This is a genomic window from Escherichia sp. 93.0816 (assembly GCF_013368855.2).
Lineage (GTDB): Bacteria > Pseudomonadota > Gammaproteobacteria > Enterobacterales > Enterobacteriaceae > Escherichia > Escherichia ruysiae.
Window position 1 is genome coordinate 122,113 of the sequence record NZ_JABWNC020000010.1, and the last position, 13,093, is coordinate 135,205.

A 13,093-nucleotide genomic window follows, 5' to 3' on the forward strand; every position below is an offset into this window, starting at 1 on the left:
AGGGATGGCTGAACTGACCGCGCTACACACATTAACAGCGCAAATGAAACGCGAAGGGATTCGCCGCCTGTTGGTGTTGAGCGGGGAAGCGTACTGGTGCTGTGAACATGCGTTTAAATTGCGTGACGCATTACCCGGCGACTGGCTGTGGGTATCGCCGCAGCCAACTTCTGAAAACCACTGTACGCCAGCGGCGCTACAAACTTTACTTGGGCGCGAGTTCCAGCATGCGGTATTCGATGCCCGTCAGGGCTTTGATGCCGCAGCCTTTGCGGCGCTTGGTGGAACGCTGAAAGCGGGCAGTTGGCTGGTTTTATTACTACCTGTATGGGAAGAGTGGGAAAACCATCCCGATGCTGATTCGCTGCGCTGGAGTGATTGCGCCAGTCCCATCGCTACACCGCATTTTGTCCAGCATCTCAAACGCGTACTTGCAGCAGATGACGACGCTATTCTCTGGCGACAAGACCAGCCACTAATGCTGGCGGATTTTGTCCCCCGTTCTGACTGGCAATCCGCTACCGGCGCACCGCAACCGGAACAACAACAGATACTACAGCAGCTTCTGGCTATGCCACCGGGCGTGGCAGCGGTAACTGCTGCACGCGGACGCGGTAAGTCGGCGCTGGCAGGGCTGCTCATTTCCCGTATTGCGGGCAGTGCGATAGTCACTGCGCCTGCGAGAGCAGCAACGGATGTGCTGGCCCAGTTTGCCGGAGAGAAGTTTCGTTTTGTTGCGCCGGATGCATTGCTGTTCAGTGAAGAAAAAGCCGACTGGCTGGTCGTCGATGAAGCTGCTGCAATACCCGCCCCACTATTACATCAACTGGTATCACGCTTTCCGCGTACTTTGTTAACCACTACGGTGCAGGGCTATGAAGGCACCGGACGGGGTTTTTTGCTGAAATTTTGCGCCCGTTTCCCGCATTGGCAACGTTTTGAATTGCAACAGCCGATCCGTTGGGCGCAGGGATGCCCGCTGGAAAAAATGGTTAACGAGGCACTGGTTTTTGACGATGAAACCTTCACGCGCGTACCCCAAGGCAACATCGTTATTTCTGCATTTGAACAGACTTCATGGCAAAGCGAGCCAGAAATGCCGTTAAAGGTTTACCAGTTATTGTCTGGTGCGCATTACCGGACATCACCACTGGATTTGCGACGGATGATGGACGCGCCAGGGCAACATTTCTTACAGGCGGCAGGTGAAAACGAGATTGCCGGGGCGCTGTGGCTGGTGGATGAGGGCGGATTATCTCAAGAACTTAGTCAGGCGGTCTGGGCAGGTTTTCGTCGCCCGCGTGGCAACCTGGTAGCTCAGTCGCTGGCGGCACACGGCAGCAATCCACTGGCGGCGACGTTACGCGGGCGGCGTGTCAGCCGTATTGCGGTCCATCCGGCGCGTCAGCGGGAAGGCACAGGGCAGCAACTTATTGCTGACGCAGTGCAATACATGCATGGCCTCGACTATCTTTCAGTGAGTTTTGGCTACACCGAGGAATTATGGCGTTTCTGGCAACGCTGCGGTTTTGTGCTGGTACGGATGGGCAATCATCGCGAAGCCAGCAGCGGCTGTTATACGGCGATGGCGCTGTTACCAATGAGCGAAGCGGGTAAACAACTGGCACAACGTGAGCATTATCGTTTACGCCGCGACGTGCAAATTCTCATGCAGTGGAATGGTGAAAGCATCCCGGTTGATCCGTTAAACGACATCATGCTTTCTGATGATGACTGGCTTGAACTGGCCGGTTTTGCTTTCGCTCATCGCCCCCTTTTAACGTCGTTAGGTTGTTTAACACGCCTGCTGCAAACCAGTGAACTGGCATTACCGGCGCTGCGAGGACGGTTGCAGAAAAATATCAGCGACGCGCAGTTATGTACCACACTTAAACTTTCAGGCCGTAAGGCATTGCTGGTTCGCCAACGCGAAGAAGCCGCGCAGGCGCTATTCGCACTTGATGATGTCCGCACTGAACGCCTGCGCAATCGCATAACACAATGGCAATTTTTTCACTGACTCCTTCAATTTTCTCCCATGGTCATTGTGAGTCAGCGGCGTAAAATTAATGACATCAGTTAAGGAGTTCGCCATGAAACATGACCATTTTGTTGTTCAAAGCCCGGATAAACCTGCCCAACAGTTGTTACTGCTTTTCCACGGTGTCGGGGATAACCCGGTGGCAATGGGGGAAATCGGTAGCTGGTTTGCACCGTTGTTTCCAGATGCGCTGGTGGTAAGTGTCGGTGGTGCTGAGCCGAGCGGTAATCCGGCGGGGCGTCAATGGTTTTCGGTGCAGGGCGTAACGGAAGAGAATCGCCAGGCGCGGGTGGATGCCATCATGCCGACGTTTATTGAGACGGTACGCTACTGGCAGAAACAGAGCGGAGTAGGGGCTAACGCCACGGCGCTGATCGGTTTCTCACAAGGCGCGATTATGGCGCTGGAAAGCATTAAAGCCGAACCAGGTCTTGCCTCACGCGTCATCGCCTTTAACGGACGCTATGCCAGCCTGCCAGAAACGGCTTCTACTGCTACAACAATTCACCTGATCCACGGTGGTGAAGATCCGGTTATCGATCTGGCTCACGCGGTCGCGGCACAGGAAGCGTTAATTAACGCCGGTGGAGATGTGACGCTGGATATCGTGGAGGATTTAGGTCATGCGATCGATAATCGCAGTATGCAATTTGCCCTGGATCACTTGCGTTATACCATTCCGAAACATTACTTCGATGAAGCGTTAAGCGGCGGCAAGCCCGGTGATGATGATGTGATTGAAATGATGTAAAAGACAGGTGCCGGACGCATAGGCCGGATAAGGCGTTCACGCCGCATCCGGCTATGATGCCTGATGCGACGCTGACGCGTCTTATCAGGCCTACGGTTGAGCGCCAGACATTATCCGGCCCCTCCAGCTTACTTCTTCGGTTGATCCTTCTTCGGCCAGTCGTCGTCATCGTCCCATTTATCGTTGAAATCACGATGTGGGGGAAGCTCCGGCTTGTTGGCGAGAAATTTCTTATGGTCGACGCGCTTGAGATCTTTGATCACATTCAGCAGGACGCCTACCAAAAAGACAATCACCAGAATCCACCAATATTTAGCCAGCCAGTCCATGCTTATTTCCTCTTGCAGAACCACTCATCAGGCGACGAGCTGTTCCATGATACGTTGATACATACGGGCAAGTAGCTGCAGGTCGGCAGCGTTCACACATTCATTAATTTTATGAATAGTGGCATTGACCGGCCCAAGTTCCACCACCTGCGCCCCCATGCGGGCAATAAAGCGCCCATCGGACGTTCCGCCTGTGGTCAGTAGCTGCGGTTTAATTTCATTATAGTGCTCAACCGCGTTGACGACCGCATCCACCAGTTTACCGCGTGCAGTCAAAAATGGCTGCCCGGAAAGCCACCAATCGACCGTATAACGCAGTTGATGTTTTTCAAGCAGGGCAAGCACCTGTGCTTTGATCATCTCATCAGTAAGTTCGGTGCTAAAGCGGAAGTTAAACTGTACAAACAGCTCACCCGGAATGACATTATTACTGCCAGTACCTGCCTGAATATTGGCTATTTGCATACTGGTTGCCGGGAAAAATTCATTGCCCTGATCCCACTCGATAGCCACTAACTCATTGAGGAAAGGGGCTGCACGATGTACAGGGTTATCTGCAAGGTGTGGGTAGGCCACATGACCCTGCACGCCATGAATAGTAAGGTTACAGGTCAACGATCCGCGACGGCCATTTTTCACTACATCACCGACCACTTCGATACTCGACGGTTCGCCAACCAGGCAGTAATCCAGCCGTTCACGGCGTGCCATTAAGGTTTCTACCACTTTGACCGTGCCGTTGTGGGCGCTGGCTTCTTCGTCTGAGGTGATCAGAAACGCCAGTCGACCTTTATGGTTGGGATGTTGCGCGACAAAGCGTTCTGCTGCTACCACCATCGCCGCCAGCGACCCTTTCATATCTGCCGCGCCGCGCCCGAATAACATACCGTCGCGAATGGTCGGTTCAAATGGTGGATTGATCCAACGGTCGGCATCGCCAGGCGGTACAACGTCGGTATGTCCGGCAAAGGCTAACGTTTCCCCCTGTCCACGCCACGCCCAAAAATTCTGCGTATCCGCAAAGTCCATGCGTTCGATGGTAAAACCGATCGCCTGTAAACGTTCGGTAATGATTGCCTGACATCCTGCGTCATCAGGACTTAAGGATGGGCGGCGAATAAGCTGCTGTGTCAGCTCAATAACCGGACACGACATAGACTACACCTCATAGGAAAAATTGCTGATAACTGGATTCACTGAAACCCAGCAGCATAGGCTTCCCTGGCGCGCAGAGCAATGGGCGTTTGATAATTGCAGGCATTTCAGTCATTAATGCCGCCGCAGAAGCCGCATCGGTGATTTTATTGCGCGTGGTATCATCCAGTTTACGCCAGGTAGTACCACGGGTGTTGAGTAACGCTTCCCAACCTAATTCGTTGATAAAACCGTTCAATAATTCGCTGTCCAGCCCATCAACGCGATAATCATGAAAACGATAGTCGATGTTATTGGTTTCCAGCCAACGGCGAGCCTTTTTAATGGTGTCACAATTTTTAATGCCGTAAAGTGTAACCATAATGAATCCTTTTTCGATTTATAAGAATAAATACTCATTTAACGGTCAATACATTTTCCCGGCAAATGAATATCAGGGAATATAACATTATTAAGGTGTTTCACTTAACAATTATTAAATAATTGTGAGCATTTTGAATGCAATTATTAAGAATATTCCCCTAGGTATCTGTATGTATTTCAAACAGAATTAAGCAAGTATTAGAATCCGTATGAATCTGTTGAAATGTTGCTTTGCATCACATAAAAATCCCTGTCTCAGGGCCATAGTATTTACATAGGTTTTGCCCCGGAGGTAGTAATCACTGCAATCGAATAAATTAGCTTCACCACGGTATATTGTTTCCGTAGAATACCCATAATTATAAGAGAGGTTGTTATGATTGAACGTGAACTGGGGAACTGGAAAGACTTTATCGAAGTTATGCTTCGCAAGTAATTGCCAGGACAGAAGGTAAAATGAAAGAACCTGATGAACAGGTTCTTTATCAGAAAGTTGAAAAAGGCGACACGTTGGCATGTCGCCTTTTTTATTGCTTATTCCGGGCGTGGTTTCAGAGGGAAACGACGGCGTACCAGCACAAAGAACAGCGGCACGAAGTAAATCGCCAGAATGGTGGCGGAGATCATTCCCCCCATTACGCCAGTACCCACCGCATGTTGACCACCGGAGCCAGCACCGCTGCTGATTGCCATCGGCAGTACGCCGAAGATAAACGCCAGCGAGGTCATCAGTATCGGGCGTAAACGCTGGCGGCAGGCATAAAGCGTCGCTTCAAACAGGTCGTGACCTTTTTGGTTCATCTCGTTAGCGAACTCGACAATGAGGATGGCGTTTTTCGCCGATAAACCAATGACCGTTAATAGACCCACCTGGAAGTAAACGTCGTTTTCCAGCCCGCGCATCCAGGTTGCCAGCAGCGCGCCGATGACCCCCAGCGGCACGACCAGCATTACGGAGAACGGCACCGACCAGCTTTCATACAGCGCCGCCAGACACAGGAATACCACCAGTAATGAAATGGCGTACAGCGCCGGAGCCTGCGCGCCAGAAAGCCGTTCCTGATACGACATCGCCGTCCACTCCAGGCCAAAGCCGTTTGGCAACTGCTTCACTAACGATTCCATAATATCCATCGCCGTACCGGTACTGACGCCCGGTGCGGCCTCCCCGACAATTTCCACTGCGGAATAGCCGTTATAACGTTCCAGACGGGGCGAACCTGTCTCCCAGCGGGAGGTCGCGAAGGCAGAGAAGGGCACCATCCCACCGTCTTTGTTACGCACATACCACAGGTTGATATCATCCGGCAGCATCCGATACGGCGCGGCGGCCTGCACATAGACTTTCTTCACGCGACCGCGATCCATAAAGTCATTTACATAGCTCGAACCCCACGCGGTTTGCAGCGTGTCGTTAATATCGTCAATAGCAACGCCCAGCGCCTGAGCTTTACGCTGGTCGATATCAATCTGTAACTGCGGACTGTCATCAAGACCGTTATGGCGCACGCGGGTTAATTCCGGATTTTCCGCCGCCAGCGCCAGCAACTGGTTACGTGCAGCCATCAGCGCATCGTGACCCGCTCCGGCGTGATCCTGCAACTCCATATCAAAACCCGCAGAACTGCCAAGACCGCTGATTGCCGGCGGGCTACTGGCGATAACCCGGGCTTCTTTAATCTTATTAAATTCTTTCGTTGCACGTTCGATAATGGCAAACGAAGTGCCGGTTTTACTGTCGCGCTCACTCCAGTCTTTCAGGCGGATAAACATACGCGCCACGTTTTGCCCGTTGCCGCCAGGGCCTGAACCGACCGTGGCAAATACCGACGTGATGTTGTCTTTCTCATGAGTGAAGTAATACTTCTCAATCTGCTCCACCACTTTCAGCGTCTGTTGCTGGGTCGAACCGCTGGGTAGCTGCACCGAGGTGGTGAACATGCCACGGTCTTCCAGTGGCAGGAAGGACGTCGGCAAACGCAGGAACAGAAACACCATACCGCCAAGCAGCAGGACATAAATCACAATCCAGCGCAGGCTGCGGTGGAGAATTTTCGCCACCCCTTTCTCGTAGCGTTCGGCGTTACGGTTGAACATCTGGTTAAACCAGGCAAAAAAGCCTTTCTGCCCGTGATGCTCACCTTTTTTCAGTGGTTTAAGTAGCGTGGCACATAGCGCCGGAGTGAGGATCATCGCCACCAGCACCGATAGCACCATCGCCGCAACAATGGTAATAGAGAACTGGCGATAGATAGCTCCGGTGGTGCCGCCGAAGAAGGCCATTGGCACAAATACCGCCGACAGCACCATCGCAATCCCGACCAGTGCCCCCTGGATCTGCCCCATCGATTTACGTGTAGCTTCGCGAGGAGTGAGTCCTTCCTCACTCATAATACGTTCGACGTTTTCCACCACCACGATGGCATCATCCACCAGCAGACCGATCGCCAGCACCATCGCGAACATGGTTAATGTGTTGACGCTGTAACCGAAGGCGTATAGTACGGAGAAGGTTCCCATCAACACCACCGGCACGGCGATAGTGGGTATCAGCGTGGCGCGGAAGTTTTGCAGGAACAGATACATAACGAGGAAAACCAGGGCGATAGCTTCCAGCAGCGTTTTCACCACGTCTTCAATGGAGGCTTTAACAAACGAGGTGGTTTCATACGCCACCTTGTATTCCAGCCCGGGAGGGAAGTATTGCGCCAGTTCGTCGAGCCGGTTCAGTACCAGCTTCGCTGTGGCCATTTCGTTCGCGCCGGAAGCCAGTTTTACCCCCAGACCGGAGGCTGGCTTGCCATTAAAGCGGCTAAGATAATCGTATTTCTCCGCCCCCATTTCGACGGTGGCGACATCGCCCAGTTTCACTTCCGAACCGTCCTGATTTACCCGCAAGGTGATATCGCGGAACTGTTCAGGCGTTTGCAACAGCGACTGGGCGTTAATGGTAGCGTTCAATGCCTGTTTATCGACAGAAGGTGTACCGCCAAGCTGTCCGACCGCAATCTGCGCGTTCTGTGACTCAATGGCGTCGGTTACATCTTTAGCCGTCATCTGGAAGCTGTTCAGTTTTGCCGGATCAAGCCAGATACGCATCGAATACTGTGAACCGTAGGCGTCGATATCACCAACGCCGTTAACGCGACTTAACGGGTCCTGAATATTACTGGCAACGTAGTCGGCAATATCCTGCTTATCCATCGAACCATCGGTAGAGACGAAGGCAATGGTCAGGATGTTAGTATCGCCGGTTTTACGTACTGTCACGCCCTGGTTTTGTACTGCCTGTGGGAGTTTACGCATGGCCGATTGCAGCTGGTTTTGCACCTGCTGCACCGCTTCGTCCGGATCGGTGCCGGCTTTAAAACTTAAGGTGACTGATGCCTGACCGGTGCCGCTGCTTTGTGACGACATATACATCAGGTTATCGAGGCCAGTCATATTCTGCTCAATAACCTGAGTCACGGTGTTTTCCAGCGTCTGGGCCGATGCACCTGGATAGTTAGCGGTCACTCGCACGTTCGGCGGCGCGAGATCCGGGTATTGTTCAACGGGCAATGAAAAAATAGCCAGGGTCCCTGTCAGACATAACAGGATTGCCAGTACCCAGGCAAAAATGGGGCGATCAATAAAGAAATTCGCCATTAAAAGAGGACCTCGTGTTTCTGCGTATCGTTGTAGGCTTGACTTGCTTCACTGTAGCGGCAAGGTACGAGCCAATCGTGGAGAAAAAAAGGAGATAATGTAAATTATCATTCCCTTTTATACTGAACCTTAAGTGCCCGTATTCTTTGGTCAACAAGAGGTATTACATCAGTTGACTTTCCTCACCCGCCGCAGAGCGAAAGCTAATACTCACTAACGTGCCGCCACCGGAAGGTTGTGAAAAAGTCAGCGTTCCGCCCAGTCGTTCCGCGCGCTCGCGCATGATATTCAGGCCATAATGGCCTTCAGGTTCTTTCGGTTCACCGATGCCAATCCCGTTATCACGAATATAGACCGTGTGATTGCCGTCCGGCGCAGTGACGCAGCTAACGGCGATTTCGCTGGCATTGGCGTGCTTCATCGCATTCAGCACCGCTTCGCGAATAATTTGCAACAAATGCACCTGCATTTGCGCATCCAGCGCCAGGGTTGGCAGACGGCAGTCGAGAGTCAGTTTGGCGCTGGTTTGATTTTGTAACGTATCCAGCATTTCCCGCAGCGCGGAAGGGAGATCCGCCTGCTGCAGCGTCAGGCGGAAAGTGGTCAACAGCTCGCGTAACTGCCGATACGCATCATTCAATGCCTGAGAAAAATCGGCCATGATACTTTGTGCGGTGGCGTTATTTTCCGGTATCGAACGTTTCAGTAATGTTAACTGGATACGCAAATAAGAAAGCACCTGAGCCAGTGAGTCGTGCAATTCGCGGGCGATGGTCGCGCGTTCTTCCATCAACAGCAACTGCTGAAAATGTTTTTGTGCCTGATTAAAGTACAAACCGCGCCCCAGCATCGACGAAACGCTGTTAAGCAGAGGTTCGGAGGCCGACACGTTGCTGTTTTGCCAGTGCAGCTCGCCGTAAACTGTCTCTTGCATCGTCACCGGTAAAATCTGCATCGGCAGCTCAGGGTTTGGCTTTCCTTCACTAATCCGCCAGTTTTCACCGACATTCAATTCCAGATATTCAGCCGCTTCATTGTCGCGAACGATCTGCAAAATATGGCGGAAACAATGCACATCAATCTGGCTGGTGTTCAGCGCCTGCGAACACTGATACAACACCTCCAGACGGCGCTTGGCCTCGTGGAGATCGCGGGTTTTTTCTTCTACTGACGCTTCCAGCGAGCGGTACAATTTATGCAGTTCGCTCGACATCTGGTTAAAGGTTTTGGCCAGCAGTCCCAGCTCATTGGGCAGGCTGGTATCCAGCGGCGGTGAGCCGAACTGCCCGTGTTCAATACGCTGACTGGCGGTAACCAGCTGATTCAGTGGGGCAACGACCTGATGGCGTATGCGGCGCAGAGTAAAAAAGACCAGCGTGAAAATACCTATGCCGCCAGCCAGCGAAATCGCCACCACCAGCAACATTTTGCGCTCAGCGTAGTGCTGTAAAGCCAGCACGAACAGGTCTATCTGATTGACATAATTATCGATATTGGCCTGATACCACGGCAAATCACCCTTGCTGAGCCGATTATTCATCTCCAGCCAGTTGGCATTCAGATGCGCATAGCGGGTTTTTACTGCCTCTGGCACATACCAGACGTTGAGATTGGTTAATACCGGTGAATGCAGTGCCTGCTGGAACAGCTGACGATGCGCATTGAGTTGCGGACTGCCACTTTGCAAGTCGTAGCCCAGGCGGTAACTCTGCATACGCAGCGATCCGGCAATATTGATCGCCTCAGCGTCGCGCAAACTGCTCGCCAGAGTTAGCAGGGCGATACCCGTGGAAAGAATCGACAGCAGCACAATGTAAAAAAAGGCCCTGGCCAGACTGGCCGAGACGGGTCGTTTAACAATCACACGCGTCTTCTCCACATAAAATCATTAATGTTCCAGATTGTTGAAACGCAATTTAGTCAGTGATGGGATTATTTGATCTGCCACAGTTTATAGCGAAATAGTTACTTGTTCTGGGCACATGGACATTGCCGATTCCCCTGCAAGTCGGGTAATAACAACACTCATATAAAGAATAAGGTTTTTACAACCAAAAAAGAAGGTCGTTATGAATCGTTTTATTATGGCCAACAGTCAGCAATGTCTGGGTTGTCATGCTTGTGAAATTGCCTGTGTCATGGCTCACAATGATGAGCAACATGTCCTGAGCCAACACCATTTTCATCCCCGAATTACGGTTATCAAACATCAGCAGCAACGTAGTGCAGTGACCTGTCACCATTGCGAAGATGCGCCCTGTGCCCGTAGCTGCCCCAATGGCGCAATCAGCCATGTTGATGACAGCATTCAGGTCAATCAGCAAAAGTGTATTGGCTGTAAATCCTGTGTGGTGGCCTGTCCGTTTGGCACCATGCAGATTGTCCTGACACCCGTCACAGCGGGTAAAGTGAAAGCCACGGCACATAAATGCGACCTGTGCGCAGGGCGAGAAAACGGCCCCGCCTGTGTCGAAAATTGCCCGGCGGATGCGCTGCAACTGGTCACCGACGCCGCACTCTCCGGTATAGCGAAATCCCGCCGCTTGCGCACTGCACGTCAGGAGCATCAACCGTGGCATACCAGTACAGCGGTACAAGAAATGCCGGTAATGAGTAAAGTCGAGCAAATGCAGGCAACGCCCGCGCGCGGCGAGCCGGATAAACTGGCAATTGAAGCGCGCAAAACCGGCTTTGATGAAATTTATCTGCCGTTTCGCGCCGACCAGGCACAACGGGAAGCCTCGCGCTGCCTGAAGTGCGGCGAGCACAGCGTTTGTGAATGGACCTGTCCGCTGCATAACCATATTCCGCAGTGGATAGAACTAGTGAAAGCCGGAAATATCGACGCCGCCGTCGAGCTTTCTCACCAGACCAACACCCTGCCGGAAATTACCGGACGCGTCTGTCCGCAAGATCGTTTGTGTGAAGGCGCCTGCACCATTCGCGATGAGCACGGCGCGGTGACTATCGGCAACATTGAACGCTACATTTCAGATCAGGCGTTGGCGAAAGGTTGGCGTCCTGACTTAAGCCATGTCACCAAAGTGGACAAGCGAGTGGCGATTATCGGTGCGGGGCCTGCGGGGCTGGCCTGTGCGGACGTCCTGACCCGCAGTGGCGTGGAGGTGACGGTATACGATCGCCATCCAGAAATCGGTGGCTTGCTCACCTTTGGCATTCCTTCTTTCAAACTGGATAAATCGCTGCTGGCGCGCCGTCGGGAAATCTTCAGCGCAATGGGGATTCACTTCAAACTCAATTGTGAAGTGGGTAAAGATGTCTCTTTGGATTCGCTGCTCGAACAATACGACGCAGTCTTCGTTGGCGTAGGCACTTACCGTTCCATGAAAGCGGGCTTACCCAATGAAGATGCGCCGGGCGTTTATGACGCGCTGCCGTTCCTCATTGCTAACACCAAACAGGTGATGGGGCTTGAAGAGCTACCGGAAGAGCCGTTTATCAATACCGCCGGACTCAACGTCGTGGTACTGGGCGGCGGCGACACCGCGATGGACTGTGTGCGCACCGCGCTGCGCCACGGCGCAAGTAACGTCACCTGTGCCTATCGTCGTGATGAAGCTAACATGCCCGGTTCGAAAAAAGAGGTGAAGAACGCCCGAGAAGAGGGGGCTAACTTCGAATTTAACGTCCAGCCAGTGGCGCTTGAGCTGAATGAGCAAGGTCACGTCTGCGGGATTCGTTTCCTGCGCACGCGTCTTGGCGAGCCGGATGCACAAGGGCGTCGGCGTCCGGTGCCGGTGGAAGGCAGTGAATTTGTCATGCCAGCCGACGCGGTGATTATGGCGTTTGGTTTTAATCCGCATGATATGCCGTGGCTTCAGTCACATGGTGTAACGGTGGATAAATGGGGGCGCATCGTGGCTGATGTTGAAAGTCAGTACCGTTACCAGACGACGAACCCGAAAATCTTCGCTGGTGGCGATGCCGTGCGCGGTGCGGATCTCGTGGTGACTGCAATGGCGGAAGGGCGCCATGCGGCGCAGGGAATTATTGACTGGCTGGGGATAAAATCAGTCAAATCTCACTAATTCCATCCGCAGACAAACCCGACTTCACAGCGTAAGATACTTGTTCATTTCGCGCTGTGGAGTCGGTATGACGCAACAAATCACCCTCATCAAAGACAAAATTCTCTCCGATAACTATTTCACCCTGCACAACATTACCTACGATCTCACCCGCAAAGATGGCGAAGTTATCCGCCATAAACGTGAAGTTTACGATCGCGGCAATGGCGCGACGATCCTCCTGTACAACGCGAAGAAAAAGACCGTAGTTCTGATTCGTCAGTTCCGCGTCGCTACCTGGGTTAATGGCAATGAAAGCGGGCAGTTGATTGAAACTTGTGCCGGGTTGCTGGACAACGACGAACCCGAAGTGTGCATTCGCAAAGAAGCGATTGAAGAGACGGGCTATGAGGTTGGCGAAGTACGCAAATTATTTGAACTGTACATGTCGCCTGGCGGTGTGACCGAGCTAATCCACTTTTTTATCGCCGAATACAGTGACAGTCAGCGTGCTAACGCGGGGGGCGGCGTCGAAGATGAAGATATTGAAGTGCTCGAGCTGCCGTTCAGCCAGGCGCTGGAGATGATCAAAACCGGCGAGATACGTGACGGTAAGACGGTGTTATTGCTTAACTATTTGCAAACGTCACATTTAATGGACTGAAAAATAACAATAATATTTCGTTGTTTATTATTGGCTCAATCCGACAAATCCGATTGAGCCACGCTACCTGCGCAACGAAGATACGACTTGTGCTGTTTGTTTGAACTTCTGGGG

The 13,093-nt window shown here is 52.3% G+C and carries 10 protein-coding genes; 5 read left to right on the forward strand and 5 right to left on the reverse strand.

Annotation, left to right across the window (positions count from 1 at the left end; genetic code table 11):
* Window positions 1–4 precede the first annotated feature (4 nt).
* Together tmcA and ypfH are read left to right on the forward strand one after the other, a co-directional pair.
* Window positions 5–2,020: a tRNA cytosine(34) acetyltransferase TmcA gene (gene tmcA / locus HEM79_RS12845; RefSeq protein WP_176242431.1), complete on the forward strand. Its 2,016-nt coding sequence runs from the start codon at window positions 5–7 to the stop codon at window positions 2,018–2,020.
* Window positions 2,021–2,093: 73 nt separating this feature from the next.
* A complete protein-coding gene (gene ypfH / locus HEM79_RS12850) occupies window positions 2,094–2,792 on the forward strand; it encodes an esterase (protein WP_000679838.1) in 699 nt (232 codons plus the stop codon).
* Between the two features lie 128 nt (window positions 2,793–2,920).
* On the opposite strand, the gene HEM79_RS12855 is transcribed toward ypfH, so the two are convergent.
* From HEM79_RS12855 to HEM79_RS12865, 3 genes are read right to left on the reverse strand one after another with little or no spacing between them, the layout of a single operon-like run.
* Entirely contained in the window at window positions 2,921–3,121 is a 201-nt protein-coding gene (locus HEM79_RS12855; RefSeq protein WP_000383836.1) for a YpfN family protein, read from the reverse strand.
* Between the two features lie 27 nt (window positions 3,122–3,148).
* A complete protein-coding gene (dapE, locus tag HEM79_RS12860) occupies window positions 3,149–4,276 on the reverse strand; it encodes a succinyl-diaminopimelate desuccinylase (RefSeq protein ID WP_001277781.1) in 1,128 nt (375 codons plus the stop codon).
* Window positions 4,277–4,286: 10 nt separating this feature from the next.
* On the reverse strand, window positions 4,287–4,637 hold the full coding sequence (locus HEM79_RS12865) for an ArsC family reductase (protein ID WP_000258261.1): 351 nt from the start codon (window positions 4,635–4,637) through the stop codon (window positions 4,287–4,289).
* 378 nt (window positions 4,638–5,015) lie between these two features.
* Here HEM79_RS12865 and ypfM point away from each other — a divergent pair, with 378 nt between their 5' ends.
* Entirely contained in the window at window positions 5,016–5,075 is a 60-nt protein-coding gene (gene ypfM / locus HEM79_RS12870) for a protein YpfM (protein WP_001386977.1), read from the forward strand.
* Window positions 5,076–5,173: 98 nt separating this feature from the next.
* Here ypfM and acrD read toward each other — a convergent pair whose 3' ends face one another.
* On the reverse strand, window positions 5,174–8,287 hold the full coding sequence (acrD, locus tag HEM79_RS12875; RefSeq protein WP_001263109.1) for a multidrug efflux RND transporter permease AcrD: 3,114 nt from the start codon (window positions 8,285–8,287) through the stop codon (window positions 5,174–5,176).
* Window positions 8,288–8,450: 163 nt separating this feature from the next.
* The gene (gene narQ, locus HEM79_RS12880; protein WP_176242430.1) at window positions 8,451–10,151 is read right to left on the reverse strand and encodes a nitrate/nitrite two-component system sensor histidine kinase NarQ; all 1,701 of its coding nucleotides are present in this window, start codon (window positions 10,149–10,151) and stop codon (window positions 8,451–8,453) included.
* Between the two features lie 205 nt (window positions 10,152–10,356).
* Between narQ and aegA the strand changes: the two genes are divergently transcribed.
* Entirely contained in the window at window positions 10,357–12,336 is a 1,980-nt protein-coding gene (gene aegA, locus HEM79_RS12885; protein ID WP_176242427.1) for a formate-dependent uric acid utilization protein AegA, read from the forward strand.
* A 67-nt stretch (window positions 12,337–12,403) separates the two neighbouring features.
* Entirely contained in the window at window positions 12,404–12,979 is a 576-nt protein-coding gene (gene nudK / locus HEM79_RS12890) for a GDP-mannose pyrophosphatase NudK (protein ID WP_001330582.1), read from the forward strand.
* Window positions 12,980–13,093: the final 114 nt, after the last annotated feature.

What these genes read in the sequence shown, in the direction of transcription:
- acrD (WP_001263109.1), bottom strand. Translation starts at nt 8,287, where the DNA reads ATGGCGAATTTCTTTATTGATCGCCCCATTTTTGCCTGGGTACTGGCA.
- tmcA (WP_176242431.1), top strand. Translation starts at nt 5, where the DNA reads ATGGCTGAACTGACCGCGCTACACACATTAACAGCGCAAATGAAACGC.
- nudK (WP_001330582.1), top strand. Translation starts at nt 12,404, where the DNA reads ATGACGCAACAAATCACCCTCATCAAAGACAAAATTCTCTCCGATAAC.
- aegA (WP_176242427.1), top strand. Translation starts at nt 10,357, where the DNA reads ATGAATCGTTTTATTATGGCCAACAGTCAGCAATGTCTGGGTTGTCAT.
- HEM79_RS12865 (WP_000258261.1), bottom strand. Translation starts at nt 4,637, where the DNA reads ATGGTTACACTTTACGGCATTAAAAATTGTGACACCATTAAAAAGGCT.
- HEM79_RS12855 (WP_000383836.1), bottom strand. Translation starts at nt 3,121, where the DNA reads ATGGACTGGCTGGCTAAATATTGGTGGATTCTGGTGATTGTCTTTTTG.
- dapE (WP_001277781.1), bottom strand. Translation starts at nt 4,276, where the DNA reads ATGTCGTGTCCGGTTATTGAGCTGACACAGCAGCTTATTCGCCGCCCA.
- ypfH (WP_000679838.1), top strand. Translation starts at nt 2,094, where the DNA reads ATGAAACATGACCATTTTGTTGTTCAAAGCCCGGATAAACCTGCCCAA.